14 protein-coding genes and 1 pseudogene are annotated in these 14,579 nt (G+C 70.6%); 7 read left to right on the plus strand and 8 right to left on the minus strand.

What is annotated here, in order from left to right; translation table 11 throughout:
• Window positions 1–515 precede the first annotated feature (515 nt).
• Window positions 516–935 carry an IS5 family transposase gene (locus KDY119_RS16780; RefSeq protein WP_407657411.1) on the plus strand — a complete coding sequence of 140 codons (420 nt, stop codon included), beginning with the start codon at window positions 516–518 and terminating at the stop codon, window positions 933–935.
• Here the strand turns inward: KDY119_RS16780 and KDY119_RS16785 are convergent.
• The gene (locus KDY119_RS16785; protein WP_194174265.1) at window positions 925–2,244 is read right to left on the minus strand and encodes an ISL3 family transposase; all 1,320 of its coding nucleotides are present in this window, start codon (window positions 2,242–2,244) and stop codon (window positions 925–927) included. The genes KDY119_RS16780 and KDY119_RS16785 overlap by 11 nt on opposite strands.
• 154 nt (window positions 2,245–2,398) lie before the next feature.
• On the opposite strand from KDY119_RS16785, the pseudogene KDY119_RS16790 reads away from it, so the two are divergent.
• The 3 genes and pseudogenes from KDY119_RS16790 to KDY119_RS16800 form a co-directional block, all read left to right on the plus strand.
• Window positions 2,399–2,893, plus strand: a pseudogene (locus tag KDY119_RS16790) (IS5 family transposase); the annotation flags it as partial.
• A 69-nt stretch (window positions 2,894–2,962) separates the two neighbouring features.
• Window positions 2,963–3,424 (plus strand): hypothetical protein, encoded by a 462-nt coding sequence (locus KDY119_RS16795; protein ID WP_153022567.1) that lies wholly within the window; start codon window positions 2,963–2,965, stop codon window positions 3,422–3,424.
• A gap of 65 nt (window positions 3,425–3,489) precedes the next feature.
• On the plus strand, window positions 3,490–4,197 hold the full coding sequence (locus tag KDY119_RS16800) for a CPBP family intramembrane glutamic endopeptidase (protein ID WP_036947617.1): 708 nt from the start codon (window positions 3,490–3,492) through the stop codon (window positions 4,195–4,197).
• Here KDY119_RS16800 and KDY119_RS16805 read toward each other — a convergent pair.
• Both KDY119_RS16805 and KDY119_RS16810 read right to left on the minus strand, forming a co-directional pair.
• Window positions 4,194–4,505 (minus strand): hypothetical protein, encoded by a 312-nt coding sequence (locus tag KDY119_RS16805; protein ID WP_153022568.1) that lies wholly within the window; start codon window positions 4,503–4,505, stop codon window positions 4,194–4,196. The two genes, KDY119_RS16800 and KDY119_RS16805, sit on opposite strands and share 4 nt — an antisense overlap.
• Window positions 4,506–4,671: 166 nt before the next feature.
• The gene (locus KDY119_RS16810) at window positions 4,672–5,958 is read right to left on the minus strand and encodes a hypothetical protein (protein WP_036947624.1); all 1,287 of its coding nucleotides are present in this window, start codon (window positions 5,956–5,958) and stop codon (window positions 4,672–4,674) included.
• 167 nt (window positions 5,959–6,125) lie between these two features.
• Here KDY119_RS16810 and KDY119_RS16815 point away from each other — a divergent pair, with 167 nt between their 5' ends.
• Together KDY119_RS16815 and KDY119_RS16820 are read left to right on the plus strand one after the other, a co-directional pair.
• Entirely contained in the window at window positions 6,126–8,705 is a 2,580-nt protein-coding gene (locus tag KDY119_RS16815) for a lysylphosphatidylglycerol synthase transmembrane domain-containing protein (protein ID WP_153022569.1), read from the plus strand.
• Between the two features lie 107 nt (window positions 8,706–8,812).
• Window positions 8,813–10,063 carry an ATP-binding protein gene (locus KDY119_RS16820; protein ID WP_036947631.1) on the plus strand — a complete coding sequence of 417 codons (1,251 nt, stop codon included), beginning with the start codon at window positions 8,813–8,815 and terminating at the stop codon, window positions 10,061–10,063.
• 190 nt (window positions 10,064–10,253) lie between these two features.
• On the opposite strand, the gene KDY119_RS16825 is transcribed toward KDY119_RS16820, so the two are convergent.
• Entirely contained in the window at window positions 10,254–11,021 is a 768-nt protein-coding gene (locus tag KDY119_RS16825) for an alpha/beta fold hydrolase (RefSeq protein WP_051136346.1), read from the minus strand.
• A gap of 52 nt (window positions 11,022–11,073) precedes the next feature.
• Here KDY119_RS16825 and KDY119_RS16830 point away from each other — a divergent pair, with 52 nt between their 5' ends.
• Entirely contained in the window at window positions 11,074–11,511 is a 438-nt protein-coding gene (locus KDY119_RS16830) for a MarR family winged helix-turn-helix transcriptional regulator (RefSeq protein WP_036947634.1), read from the plus strand.
• Between the two features lie 27 nt (window positions 11,512–11,538).
• Here KDY119_RS16830 and KDY119_RS16835 read toward each other — a convergent pair whose 3' ends face one another.
• The 4 genes from KDY119_RS16835 to KDY119_RS16850 form a co-directional block, all read right to left on the minus strand.
• The gene (locus KDY119_RS16835; protein ID WP_036947638.1) at window positions 11,539–11,922 is read right to left on the minus strand and encodes a fluoride efflux transporter FluC; all 384 of its coding nucleotides are present in this window, start codon (window positions 11,920–11,922) and stop codon (window positions 11,539–11,541) included.
• A complete protein-coding gene (crcB, locus tag KDY119_RS16840; RefSeq protein WP_036947641.1) occupies window positions 11,919–12,389 on the minus strand; it encodes a fluoride efflux transporter CrcB in 471 nt (156 codons plus the stop codon). The genes KDY119_RS16835 and crcB overlap by 4 nt, the downstream gene beginning before the upstream one ends.
• Before the next feature lie 56 nt (window positions 12,390–12,445).
• Entirely contained in the window at window positions 12,446–13,975 is a 1,530-nt protein-coding gene (locus KDY119_RS19460) for a YibE/F family protein (protein WP_227994407.1), read from the minus strand.
• 144 nt (window positions 13,976–14,119) lie between these two features.
• Entirely contained in the window at window positions 14,120–14,401 is a 282-nt protein-coding gene (locus KDY119_RS16850) for an HU family DNA-binding protein (RefSeq protein WP_036947645.1), read from the minus strand.
• Window positions 14,402–14,579: the final 178 nt, after the last annotated feature.

Below are 14,579 nucleotides of genomic sequence, written 5' to 3' on the forward strand. Positions count from 1 at the left end.
AACTACCGGCAGACTTCGGTGCGTGAATAGCAAGTACGTCGAAGCACATCTCGAGGTCGTCCGGGAGCTATCTCGCGGCGGTGGCCCGCTCGGACGTGTGAGCACCGACGCGACGACCAACAACTCCCGGTCGTTCTTTGGCGGTCAGTCAGGACACCCAATCTCGGTCGTGAGAGCCTGCATCGTCGGCTGCTCGACGAGGCCCGCAACGACAATCGAACGTGCACGCCGACCGGCGCAAGATCGTCCTCGCGGGGCCGCCCGTTGCCGGCAAGTCCACGGCTCTGGCCAAGCTGCTCGAGGACGAACGCGACGTCTGGCTGGTGACCTCGAGGGCGACCCACATCGACCTGTCACCCATCTCGGCAACAGTTCACCCTCGATCGGGCATGTCGTGCCCATCGGTCGGGAGCTGAGCCTGCCAGACTCCCTGGGTTCTTTCGGGCGCCGCCGGCGGGCTGGAGACTAGGGCGTGTCTCCAAACCGTTTGGTCGGGCGCGCGGCATACTCGCGGGGTGAGTTCGAGGACGTCGGTGTTGACCGATGAGCAGTGGGAGCGGATCGCACCGTTCATGCCGAAGGCGGGCCCGAAGGGCGGTCGCCCGCACGCGGATCACCGTGTGGTGATGGAAGGGATCATCTACCGGTATCGGACGGGGATCCCCTGGCGGGACCTGCCCCGTGAGACCTTCGGCCCGTACCAGACGGTCTGGAAGCGGCATCACCGGTTCGTGGTGGACGGGACGTGGGACCAGATCTGGTCGGCGCTGCTCGCGCAGGCGGACGCGGACGGGCAGATCGACTGGGAGGTCGCGGTCGACTCCACGATCAACCGGGCCCACCAGCACGCGACGAACACGACCCGTCCCGAGCAGGACACGGGGGGCCGCGGCGAATCACGGCTCTTCGTCGATCCGGTGGGGATCAGGTCGTGAGGCCGCCGGCGGCGAGGAGCATGCGGAGGCGGTAGTTGTCGTAGTTGCGGTAGCCGCGGGCGAGGCGGCGGTGGAGCTCGATGAGCCCGTTGACGGCCTCGGTCGGCCCGTTGTTCTGGCGGCCGGTATCGAAGTAGGCGAGGAACGCGTCCCGCCAGCGCCTGAGGGTCCGCCCGAGCCGGGCGACCTCGGGGATCGGGCAGGTGTGGAACGAGTTCAGGACGTGCTCGGCCAGCTTGCGGCCGTCGGCGAGGTCGCGTGCGTGGTAGGCGGCGCGTAGGTCCTGGGCGCACTGCCAGGCGACGAACACTTCTTCGTGGGCGTCGTTGGCTTCGAGCGCCCGGGTCAGGCGCGCCCACTGCTTGTCGGTCAGGTGCTCCGCGCCGGCACGCAGGATGGTCTGGATCCCGAACAGGGGGTCGCCCTTGCGGCCGCGGTGCCCGGTGGTGTCTTGCTGGACGCGGCGTCTGACCTCGTCGACCACGGCGGTGCCGAGCTTGACGACGTGGAACGCGTCCAGGACCGCGGTCGCGTCGGCGAGCTGGTCGTCGATCGCGGCCTTGTAGCCCCCGAACGGGTCGAGCGCCGCGACAGCGATCTTCGCCCGGAACGCTTCGCCGCGCTCATTGAGCCAGTCGGCGTAAGCCTTCTTCGACCGGCCAGGCACCAGGTCCAGCAGCCGGGCGCGCACGCGGCCCTTCTCGTCGCGGGTCAGGTCGACCATCCCGGTCAGCTCCTTGGGGCCGCGCACGTGCCGGTCGCCGTGGTGCCAGATGTGCTCGTCCACCCCCAGGGACCTGACGCCGGCGAACCGGGACTCGTCACCAGCGAGACGTTCGAGGACGGGCTTGATCGCACGCCACAGCGCCCACCAGGACACCGCGAGGCGGCGTGCCAGTCCGGCGATCGTGGCGTGCTCACGGCGCAGCTGCCCGATCGCCCACGCCACCGCCCGGACCGTGATCGAGCCCCGCGCCGCGACCAGGGTCGGGACCTGCTCGGTGAACGTCCCGCGAGGACACCCAGCTTCCGGGCAGCGCCACATGCGTTGCCGCCACACGAGCCGGACCCGGACGTCACCGTGCGGCACGTCATGCAGGACGCGCCTGCGCCTGCCCCGGCTCGGCGCGACGACCCCGCAGTCCGGGCAGCCCATCCGGTGCCACGGCGTCGACACCGTGACCGTCATCGACGTTTCGGCCCGCTCGACCGACTCGACGCTGACCTCAGACAGGCCGAGCAGCACATCACAACGGGCACAAGGATCAGTAGTAGTGGGCGCGCCAGCGCACCCCGTAGCGTTGGACAACGTCGAGGTCCTCGAAGTCGATCAGTGGTTGGCGCTTCTGATCATCGGGGACCTCGACCCCTACACCCAGCCCGTCACACCGCCGCCGTCACTCCCCACCAGATCGGCGAAGAGCCCGAATCACAAGAACCGCGACCGTGAGCCTGTCCACAACGAACCTGCAGGTCACGGGATCGGAAGATCTCGTGGTGGGCTGACGACCAAGGTCCACCACGCGGTGGACGGTCGGGGCCGGCCCTTGGCCGCGGTCGTGACCGCTGGGCAGTGTCACGACGGCCAGCAGCTCAAGGCCGTCCTGGCCGACATCTGGGTACCCCGCGAGGTCGGTCGCCCACGCACGACGCCGGACGCGTTGCTCGCGGACAAGGCCTACTCGTCCGCAGCCACCCGCGCCGACCTGCGCGCCCGGCGCATCCAGGCCGTGATCCCCGAACGCGCCGACCAGAAGGCCAACCGCAAGCGCAAGGGCTCCGCCGGCGGTCGGCCACCGGTGACTGACTTCGAGAAGTACAAGAAGCGCAACGTCGTCGAACGGTCCTTCAACCTGCTCAAACAGTGGCGCGCCCTGGCCACCCGTTACGACAAGCACGCCACGATCTACCGCGGCGCGGTCGTCCTGGCCGCCATCATCGTCTGGCTACGCAGTTAGGAGACACGCCCTAGCCCTCACCCATGCATGCTGCGGTCCGCTCGATCCATCGAGACGCAGGAGGCAGATGTGAGGATCGGCAACGCGGTCATGGTCCGGGCAGTCGCGGCGGCGTTCGTTGGCGCGCTTGCGCTGACAGGCCTGTCAGGGTGTTCCGCCGCCGAAGTTGGCAAGCACTGTGACTTCAACGTCGCCAACCCCCACGAGTCAGCCGGCATGCTGAAGAAGGGTCACCCCGGGTATGTCGACGCCAAGGCCGGTGTGACGTGCTCGGTGGCTCTGACGAGCCTGACTGCGACGATCAAGATGCAGAAGAAGGTCAGCGGGAAGTGGAAGGATGTGGCCGGTACGAGCCACACCGAACACTGGACGAACACCAAGGCCAAGAAGAAGTACACGGTCATGACCGGTGAGATGCACCAGTGCAAGGGAGAGTTCCGCGCGGCCGCCTCGGGCAATGGCGTCTACCAGGGCAAAACGAGCGGCTCGCTCGCCTGGCAGTACGGGAAGGCCGTCACGAACCCTTGTTGAGTGCTGATCCTTCACGCGACCGGCGCCTCGCGCTTACTGGAGCGAGCGCGCCGGTCGCTCTCGGCGTGGCACTCGGCGCCGGGGAGGCAAGCGTGCTCGCGCGCACGGCGGCTGTGGTTGCGGTGGCGCTGTGCTTGATCGCGGGGCGGGCAGGACCTCGTGCCTACACACTGCAGTGGTACGCGGCCGGCGTAGTTGCGGGAGTGACCGCCCTCTTCCCCAGCTGGCCCATCGTGCTCGTCGGTCTTGTGGTGCTCGTCGCCGTGCCCGGCTTGAGGGAACTGCTGCGACCGGCACCGATAGGGGCCCGGTTGGTCGCAACGTGGGGCGTCGTCACCGGGCTGAGTGCCGTGCTCGCGTACGCATGGTGGCGATGGGCGAACAAGAGCGCGTCCTACGACTTCCTGCCCGCATGGGTGCCAGACCAGAAGGTGTGGATCGCGGTCGCGGTTGTCGTCGGTGCTCTCGCGAACTCCTTTTACGAGGAACTGCTGTGGCGCGGTGCGCTGCTCGTGGGACCGCGGCGCAGTTACGGGACGGTCTTGGCATCCTCGGTCGGCTTCGGCCTGGCTCACGCCAACGGCCTCCCCGACGGGCTCGCAGGAGTTCTGTTGACCTTTACCTTGGGTCTTGTACTTTGTTGGGTCGTCTCACATCAGAAGGGGCGGCTGCCGTTGGCGATCGCGACCCACGTCATCTGCGACATCGTTCTGCTCGGAGCGGTCTCCGGGCTCTTCACAGGCTCGGAGGCATCCACGTGGTCATGGGCTTAGGCACTCTCCTTGTCGGCAAGATCGACCAGACACTCGCCGGTGTTGCCCGTCCGGCCTCCGTCCTGGGCGGTGACACTGTCCTCGTCGTTCCCCTGGACGAGACCTCCACCGTGATCAGACTCGAGCTCGCGCCCGGCGAGTGCCACCTGTACTTCGGTGGAGGCGCGCATGTCCCACTCGCCCTTGAGGACGAAGAGGACGCCGATACGATCGTCGACCGGGTCGTCGCAATCACAAGAGGCGACGCATTCGAGGGCTACTCGTATGTGGACGGCACGCTCGTGCGCACCGCCGAGATCTACGGGCATCGAGGCAACTCTTTGGTCGGTGAGACCGGCCAAGCGTCGGTGCGCCGCCGGGCTCGTGCCTGGGAGCCTCGGCCGACGAGCTAACGGCGCTTCTCTGGGCCTGAGCGAGCGGTCACCGAGTGCACGAAACCACCGGCGGCCGCCGACACGGGAGACGAACACACCATCAAGCGGGTTCAGCCGCTGGGCCGGAAGCGGACGCGGACGTGGACGGTTGCCACCGTGTCCGAGCCGCACGTAGCGAGGCACGCGCTTCCTGCTGTGTGGTTCGACCCTCCTGTACGTCACGCCACCCGGTGAACAGGTCTCTCGTGTCGATCAGCGCGCCGCTGGCGGCAGTCAGCGGCTGGAGGTCGTTGACGTTCGCGATCGCGACCTCACGCGTCGCCGGGTCGGTCTGGCGCCACGCGTTGACGACGTGCCACACCGTCTCAGGGGCCCTGTGGGTCTCGGCCGCGAACGCGACGCTCGGCCTACCCGTGATCTTGACGACGTCGTTGACCTTTGCGCCGTTGAGGTAGCCCTTGACCTCGATCAGGGCCGTCCAGCCCGGCGTGTCCGGGTCGGTTGCACGCAGATCTTCCAGTTTTGCTCCCGTGACTGCGTCGTGGTGTGCATCCATGTCCTGAACCTCGAAGCCGAGATCGGGCAGCACGTCAGCGACCGAGTCAACGAGCTCGCTGCCGTCGTAGGTCAGGATCCTCTGCGGACCGTCCGCAGCCGCGCGGGCGGCGTCCTCGAGGTCGAGCTTTGCCTGCGCTTCCTGCTGGGCGAATGCGGCGAGCGCGGCGACACGTTCGCTCTCGATCCGTTCGAGGTCGGCCGCGGCAGCGCGGACTTGCGGTGTGCCCCAGGTGGGCGAGGTCTGCCAGTCGGGCGCGCCCGGGAACCGGACGGGGTCAACGTCGTTGAGCTTCTTCAAGAACGCGACGAGCCACGCCGCGTGGTCGGTCGTTGAGGCCGGAAGGCCGAGGGTCAGGGCTCCGCCCTGCGACGCGCTATCCGTAGTCAGGAACGCGAAGGTGGCCCTTTCCTCACCGATCGTCGCCAACTGGGTTCGGGGACGCTTGTGGTCGTAGACGAACGCCGGCCGGGGCGGAGGAGAAGCGGTCTCGACGACGGATCGTGCGATCAGTGATTTCCACTCAGTGGGCGCACCCGGCGCAACTACGACCTGACGAGCGGGAAAGCTGGCGGCCGAGTAGTTCTCCGGAAACTGGCCCGGTCCCGTCTTCCAGATGCTCCGGAAGGTCGTTCCACCGAACGACAGGACATGCATGCGGTAGGGATGCCGCGGCGATGCGTCGAACGTGACGAGCAAGTCCCAGTCCGACTCGTGCAGAGCGGGGAGATCCTCGAGACGGCCCGCTGTGCCGGCGTACCTCGAGAGCTCGGCGTAGAGATCGTCGGGTAAGCCCTCGAACACGATCCGAGGGTGCGGCGCGTCGTCCATAACTTTGGAGCCTACCGACGGCCACCCACGCCCATGGCGGGTGGCATGGCGTCCATCTTGACGAGACAGCAACACCCGCAACCGCAGTGCCGCTCCTGTCAGCACCGCCGCGAGACACGGCGCGCTCGTCCCGGGCGCGAAGACACCCCGCACCTAGACTCGGCCCCATGCCCGGCCCCGCGAGCGACGACGAGGTGGTGCGCGTCGTCGACACGCCCGCCGTGCGCGTGCGTCACCCGAGCGACGCCGTCGGGGTCGTCGTGTCCGCGCTGGGGATCGTCGTCGTGCTGCTGCTCGCGGTGTACGCGCACGGCACGACGGAGGGCGTCGCGCAGGACGTGCACGGGTTCTCGAGGCTGCTGGCGCGCATCCTCGTGGTGCCGGTCGCGGTGCTCGAGGGACTGGTCACCGTCTTCGTGCCGCTGGCCGTCCTCACGGAGCTCGCGGTCCGGCGCCTGGGCCGGCAGATGCTCGAGTCGGTCGGCGCCGGCGTGGCGGGCCTGCTGCTCGCGGTGGCCGCAGCGGCCGCGATCCGGGCCTGGGGCTCGGACGAGATGATCTCCGGTCTGAGCGTGTGGACGGGCAGCACGTACGGCGTCGTCCTGCCCGGGTACGTCGCGGGCATCGCGGGCCTCCTCACCGTGGCCGGCCCGCGCTCGCGCCGTCGCACCGTGAAGTGGTCGTGGAACCTGCTCTGGGTCGCGCTGGCCGTCGTCTTCGTGACGGGGCAGATCACGCTGCCCGGCGCGGTGATCGTCCTCCTGCTGGGCCGCATGGCGGGGCTGGGCGTGCGCTACGCGTCGGGGGTGCGCAGCGAGCGTGCGTACGGGCCGGAGCTCGTCGACGGGGTCCGCCGGGCCGGGTTCGCCCCGACCTACCTCGTCCGGGTGCGCGACGTCGCCGACCCGCAGGGCGTCCTGCGGCGCCAGCGCGTCACCAGCGTGGGCGACGGCCACGTGACGGGCGAGGTCGACGTCGCCGACCTCCGCACCGGCGAGCACCCGTCGGTCGCGCAGACCGTCCGCCACCCGGCCGAGGCGATCGTCGCGACCTGGGACCCCGCGGCCGTGGCGCTGACCCGTGCGGGCGACAACCGCGTCTACGCGCTCTTCACGTCCGACGGCGTCCGGCGGGACGTCGTCGTGCTCGACGGCGACCGGCAGGTCGTCGGCTTCCTCACCCGGCTCTGGCGCTCCCTACGCCTGCGCGGGCTCGAGACGCGCACCGCGATCTCGCTGCGCGCGGCCGCCGAGCGCGCCGCCCTCCTGAGCTACGCCGCGACGTCGGCGGGCGTGCGGACACCGCGGCTGCTCGGCATCGCCGAGTCGGCCGACTCGATGCTCCTCGTCCAGGAGCACGTCGACGGCATCGTGTCGCTGCGCGACGTCGACCACGAGCTGCTCGACGACGACGTCCTCGCCGACGCGTGGAAGCAGCTCCGCAAGGCGCACGACGCCGGGCTCACCCACCGGGCGCTCACGTCCGACGTCGTCCTCGTGGGCGCCGACCACGGCCGGACCCCGCGCGTGTGGCTGAGCGGGTGGGAGTCCGGCGAGGTCGCGTCGCCGGAGCTCGCGCGGCGGCTCGACCTCGCACAGATGCTCGCGCTGCTGGCCCTCGCCGTCGGGCCGCGGCGTGCCGTCGAGTCGGCGGCCCGGGCGCTCAGCGCCGACGACCTCGAGTCCGTCGGGCCGATCCTCCAGTCCATCGCGCTGCCGGCGTCGACGCGCGAGGAGGTCCGCAGCGACAAGGAGATCCTCAAGCAGCTCCGCGCGGAGATCGTCGACCGGATGCCCGAGGCGGACCTCGAGCCCGAGAACATCACGCGCTTCTCGGTCCGGACGATCATCACGCTCACCCTGACGATCGTCGCCGTCGCGGTCATCATCACGACGATCAACGCGGACGAGATCACGTCCGCGATCGCCGACGCGAACCCGCTGTGGGCGGTCGGGACGTTCGCGCTCGGCATCCTCACGTGGATCGGCGCGGCCCTGACGCTGATCGCGTTCTCGCCCGTCAAGATCCCGTGGCTGCGCACGTTCCTCACGCAGATCGCGGGCTCGTTCGTCGCGCTCGCCGCACCGGCGGGGATCGGGCCTGCCGCCCTCAACCTGCGCCTGCTCACCAAGCGCGGCGTCACCACGTCCCTCGCGCTCGCGACCGTGGCGCTCGTCCAGCTCACGCAGTTCGCGGTCACCGTCGCGATCCTGCTCGTCCTGTCGCTGGCGTCGGGTGACGGCGGCGGGCTGATCACGCTCCCGTCGACGACCGTGATGCTCGCGATCGGCGGCCTCGCGCTCGCCGCCGCCGCGACGCTCCTCGTGCCGTCCGTCCGCCGGTGGATCGTCAAGCGGATCGGCCCGACGCTCTCCCAGGTGTGGCCCCGCCTGTCCCAGATGCTGAGCCAGCCGTCGCGGCTCGCGCTGGGCGTCGGCGGCAACGTGCTGCTGTCGATGGGGTACGTGCTCGCCTTCGACGCCGCACTCGCCGCGTTCGGGCAGAGCCTCAACCTCGTCGACGTCGCGGTCATCTACCTCGTGGGCAACGCGGCCGGTTCCGCCGTCCCGACGCCGGGCGGCATCGGCGCCATCGAGGCCGCGCTGATCCTCGGGCTCACGACGGCGGGGGTGTCGGCGCCGATCGCGACGTCCGTCGTCGTGCTGTTCCGTGTCGCGACCTACTGGGCGCGGATCCCGATCGGCTGGGGTGTCATGCGGTGGCTGCAGCGTCAGGGCGACCTTTAGCACCCCCAAGGGCCCACTGCAGAAGGTCGTCTGATCGCTATGCAAAAGGTCACCTGGCCGCTATGCAGAAGGTAGACCAAATGCTATGCAAAAGGTAGATTGACACGGTGCCCAGCTACCTGCCCCGCGTGGCCGACGACGAGCTCGCGCGACGCCTCGGCACCGTCGGGGCCGTCCTGATCGAAGGGCCGAAGGCATGCGGAAAGACCGCCACCGCCAGTCGCGTCGCAAGGACCACCTTCCACCTCGACGAGGACGACGCCGCCCGCACGGCTGTGCAGCTCGCTCCCGGCAGACTCTTCGACAATCCGACCCCGATCCTGTTCGACGAGTGGCAGACAGAGCCGCGCATCTGGAACCGCGTGCGTCGACAGGTGGACGAGCGCCAGGGCCGCGGCCTCTACGTCCTGACCGGGTCGGCGACCCCGACCGACGATGCACACCGACACTCCGGCGCAGGCAGGTTCGGCACGATCCACATGCGACCGATGAGTCTCTTCGAGTCCGGGCACTCGACGGGCGACGTGTCGCTCGGCGCCCTGCTCAACGGCGGCAGCGCGACCGGGGCGGGCGCAGACCTCGACTACGAAGCCCTCGTCCGACGTATCGTCGTCGGCGGCTGGCCCAGCCTCCTCGGGGCCGACGAGTCCACGGCACGCCAGTGGCTCCGGGACTACCTCTCCCAGATCGTCGAGATCGACGTGCAGGCGCTCGGCACCCGGCGCGACCCACGCAACCTACGAAGGTTGCTCGCGTCGCTCGCACGCTCCGTCGGGCGGGCCGTCAAGGCCACCGGCCTGGCACACGACGTCGGAGGGGACTCGGGCCCCGTGGCCAAACAGACCCTGACGGCCTATCTCGACGCTCTGCACCGGCTCCACCTCACGGACGACTCGGAAGCCTGGCAGCCGCACGTGCGGTCCAGAGCCCGGCTCCGCACCGCACCCGTCCGCTACTTCGTCGATCCTTCCCTCGGCCCCGCCGCATTGGACGTCGGGAGCGAGGAACTCATGGCCGATCCCCGCGCGCTCGGATTCCACTTCGAGGCCCTGGTGATCCGTGACCTGCGGATCTACGCCCAGCTCCACGACGGCACAGTCAGCTCGTGGCGCGACTCGAACGGGAACGAGGTCGATGCGGTCGTGACGGCCCCGGGACGACGTTGGGGCGCGTTCGAGATCAAGCTGAACCCGGACGCCGTCGACTCCGCAGCAGCCTCGCTTCTCCGCTTCGTCGACACCGTCGACACATCGGTCCACGGCGAACCGGCTGTGCTCGGCGTCATCACCAGCACGGGGTACGCCGGGCGTCGCCCCGACGGAGTGCACGTCATCCCCGTCACCGCGCTGGCACCATGAACGCCTACCGCATTCCTTCCAGCAGGAGCCGGACCCGAGCGGCGACCACCGGGATGTGGACAGAGGACCGGCCTGAGCAGCCTGAGCGAGCGTACGTCTCGCGCTCCTGCACCTGGGCGTCGGACAGACCACGCAGGTCCGAGCCCCAGTGCGAGATCAGGCGCGAGCGAGACACGCGCCCAGTGTCCCATCAGCGCACGGCTGTCGTCGGGGCCGCGAATGGCGCGATCGTGTCGGCGAGCAGCTCGGGGGTCTCGAGCTGCGGGAGGTGGCCCGTGCGCGGCAGGACCTGGAGCGTCGCGCCGGGGATCGCACCCGCGAGCGCCCGGCCGTACTCGGGGTCGGCGATGCGGTCGTCCTCGCCCCAGACGACGAGCGTCGGGACCTCGACCCCGCGCAGCCGCGCGAACAGCGTCGGGTCGGTCATGCCGGCGCCCGCGTACACGCTCAGCGCCGCCCGGTTGGCGGCCAGGACGGCCTGCGCCTCGTCCGTCATCGAGGCGGGGTCGAGGACGAACCGTTCGGGGTCGTGGTAGCTGAGCTGCGCGAGCTCGGGGAACGTCAGCGCGAAGAAGTCGGCGACGGGGTGGCCAGCGACCTCGACGCCCACGGAGTCGACGAGCACCATCCGGCCGACCCGCGGCGTGCCGAGGAGCGCGAGCTCCTGCGCGACCCACCCGCCGATCGAGTTCCCGACGACGGTGACGTCGTCGAGGTCGAGCTCGTCGAGCAGGCGGGCGTACAGCACGGCGAGCCCGCGGGTCGTCGTGAGGTGGTCGGGGCGCTCGGTGCCGGCGAACCCGGGATGGGTCGGGACGAGGACGCGCGCGCCGAGCCGCTCGGCGAGGAGCGGGGCGAACGGCGCGACCGTGCCCGGCCCTCCCCCGCCGTGGAGCAGGAGGACGGGCGCACCGGCGCCGTCGTCGGACAGGGTCAGCGGAACGGAGTCGATGATCATGACGCGACGCTATATCAACATCCTTATATCAACAACCTGATATGTTGAGCCCATGGCACGAGGGACCATCCACGACGCCGCCCGGCTCGGGCTCGCGGTCAAACGCCTCCAGGTGCGCCACCATCGCGCCATGGAGGGGCGGCTCGCCCCCCTCGGGCTGTCCGTCGCCCAGTGGGACGCCCTGCGTCACCTGCACGCGCACCCCGAGGCCTCGCTGCACGAGCTCGCCGTGCTCACGTTCCAGACCGACCAGTCGATGGGCACGCTCGCGGCCCGCATGGTCGCGCGCGGCCTCGTCGAGCGCGTCAGCGGACCCGGTCGCGCCGTCCGGCACCGCATCACCGCGACCGGCGAGCACCTGCGCACCGAGGCGCAGAAGGAGGTCGACGCCGTGCTGGACGCCTCGTTCGACGTCCTCGACGACGCGGACCGCGAGCGCCTGGGCGACCTGCTCGCCTCGCTCCTCGGCCCGGACATGCCGACCGGCTGAGCCAGCCCGGGTCCTCGGGCTCGACCGTCACCAGACGAGCGACGCCAGCCCCACCCCGAGCGCGGCCACACCGACGCACACGAACAGCGTGCCGAACCCGCTCCCGACGGCGCGCAGCACGTCGCCGGCCTGGACGAGGCGGACGGTCTCGACCATCGCCGTCGAGAAGGTCGTGTACCCGCCGCAGAAGCCCGTGGCCAGCAGGAGGTACCCGTTCGCCGTGAGGGGGCCGTAGGCCAGGGACCCGGCCAGGACGCCGATCACGAACGACCCGGTCACGTTGATGACGAACGTCGCGACCGGGAAGGCACGGGTCCAGCGACCCTTGATCGTGCCGTCGACGACGAACCTCGCCACCGCGCCCACGCCGCCCATCACGCAGACCAGCACCCATGCGAGCCCGCCGCTCACAGCCCGAGCTCCGGGGCGTCGGGGTCGCGCGGCAGCAGCACGACGAGGCGGCGGTGGTGTCGGGCGGCCAACAGGACCCCGACGAGGCACAGGGCGAAGCCGAGGACGACGGACCCCAGCCCGTACGTGAGGGCGAGCCCTACCCGGCCGTCCTGCAGCAGTCGCTCGACCTCGAGCGCGAGGCTCGAGAACGTCGTGAAGCCGCCCATGAAGCCCGTGCCGATGCCGAGCCGCACGACCCGCCGACCGTGCGTCTCACGCCCCGCCCGGACGAGCAGCTCGAGCAGGACGCCGAGCAGGAACGCGCCGGCCATGTTGGCGACGAACGTCGGGAGCGGGAAGCCGTGCTCGACATGCAGGACCTTCGTGAGCCCGTAGCGGGCGCACGTGCCCACTGCACCGCCGACGGCGACGACGAGCAGCAGCAGCGGGTCCAGGTGGTGGGGACGACGCCTGGTGGCGGGCACAGCTCTCCTATCCGCGCGGAACGATGCAGACAGGAACCATCAGCCGGGACGGCGGTTCAGGCGCGACCGCGCCGGTCGGACCAGAACTCGCTGTCGCTCATCTGGCCGGTACCGGCGAAGGTGACCTCGGCGGGATCCATCGCCGCGGCCGAGTCTACCGGGACGGCGGCTCCGTCAGCGGACGTCTCGGCCCCGGCCGCTCGGTTCGCCGGCGAGCGCTCCGTGGCGGGTCCGCCGGGCACACAGGCGGCTGCGATCGCGGTCGTCAGCGGCACGGCGAGCACGAGCCCGATCATGCCGACGAGCGTGCGCACGATCTCCTCGACCACCGACCCGGTGGTGAGGGACAGCGAGAGCGGCTGTTCCTGGAGCCACACCGCCAGCAGGAGCGGCAACGACGCCCCCAGGTAGGCGAACGCGATCGTGTAGACGGTCGACGCGATGTGGTCGCGCCCGATCCGCAGCGCGGACGTGAACAGCGAGCGTCGGCTGGCGTCCGGCGCGAGCGCCCGCAGCTCCCACACCGACGACGCCTGAGTGATCGTCACGTCGTTGAGCGCGCCCAGCCCGGCGAGGAGCATCCCGCACAGCGCGACGCCCGCGAGACTGACGTGATGAGCCTGGCTCGGCAGCCAGTAGGACTCCTCGCTGGTCGCTCCGGTCACCTGGGCCGCGCCCGACGCCCACCAGGCCACCACCCCCGTGATGGCGATCCCGGCGAGCGTGCCGAGGAGCGCGGTGGACGTGCGGACCGAGAACCCGTGCGCGAGGTAGAGGGTCGCGAACATGACGGCGACCGCGGTCACGAGGGCGACACCCAGCGCGGACCGGCCCTCGAGCAGCGCCGGCACGGTGAAGAACGCCACCGCGAGCAGCGTGATGCCCAGCCCGGCGAGGGCCGCGAGGCCCCGCCACCGCGCGACGACGACGACGAGCACGGCGAACGTGAGCGCGAGCAGGCCCACGGGGAAGGACCGGTCGAAGTCCACGATGCTGTAGGCGCTCTGGTCGGCGAGGTCGACCGAGCCGTCGGCGGGAGACGTTGCCGAGCCGTCGCCGTCGCTGCCGGCGGTGCCGCCCGAGCCTGCGGAGGTCCCGGCGTCGCCCGAGGCCGCGGCGCCGGCCGGGAGGTACATCACGGTGACCTTCTGCCCGGCCTTGAAGCCGTACTGCACGAGCTCGGTCGGCGCGTTCGCGGAGACCTTCTGCCCGGTCTTCACCGGGGGCTTCGCCACCCGGGTCTTCGCCGTCGGGTCGGGCGAGGGAGCCCCGACCTCGGTGACCCGGACCGGGACGTTGCCGTCGGAGTCCGCCGGACCGAGCACCGTGGCGTGCAGCACCGCCGCGCCGGGCACGGCGGCCTCGATCTTGTGGGGCAGCTTGTCGCCCTGCGGCCACAGCAGGGCCGCCCCGAGCACGGTGGCGAGGAGGACGGGGACGAGGCAGACGAGCACGACGAGGCTCGAACGGGTCGTCGTCGGCACGCTGGCGGCGAGCGCCGGGTCGTGCGAGTGTCCGTGGCCGTGCGCGTGTCCCTCAGGACGGGAGGCGGGACGCGGACGCTCGGCGTGCCGGGGGCTGCTCACGGGGGCGATGCTCGCACTCCTGCCTGGGACCGGGCACCACGACGCGCCCGAGGACGCCGGAGAACACAGCGAGGGGCCGCACGCGGACGTGCGACCCCTCGGGCGGGCGCCGCCCGGTCAGGGGCGGCGCCGGTGGTGCTGGTCTCAGGCGGAGACGGCCTTCTTCAGGAGGCTGCCGGCCGAGAGCTTCACGCCGTAGCCGGCGGGGATGGCGATCTCCTCGCCGGTGCGCGGGTTGCGGCCGGTGCGAGCGGCACGCTCGACACGCTCGACCGAGAGCAGGCCCGTGAGCTTGACGGCCTCGCCCTTGCCCAGCGACTCGATCAGCACCTCCTGGAAGGCGTTGAGCGCGTCCTCGGCCTGCGCCTTCGTGAGGTCGGACTTCTCCGCGATGGCCGAGACGAGCTCGGACTTGTTGAGCGACATGCCATTCCCTTCATCGTGTGGACCAGAGCGGTCGGTGGCACGAGGGCCCCCGTGCCGGCTCTGCGGCCCGTCCGGACCGCCGGACGTCGGCCCAACTCTAGGGAATCCGCGGCTCCGATGCGCACTCGACAGGCCGATGAGGCGTCTCGCGGTTTGCTTCCCGAGAAGGATTCTCATT

The sequence above is a fragment of the Luteimicrobium xylanilyticum genome (assembly GCF_009429125.1).
In the GTDB taxonomy this organism is placed as follows: Bacteria; Actinomycetota; Actinomycetes; order Actinomycetales; family Cellulomonadaceae; genus Luteimicrobium; species Luteimicrobium xylanilyticum.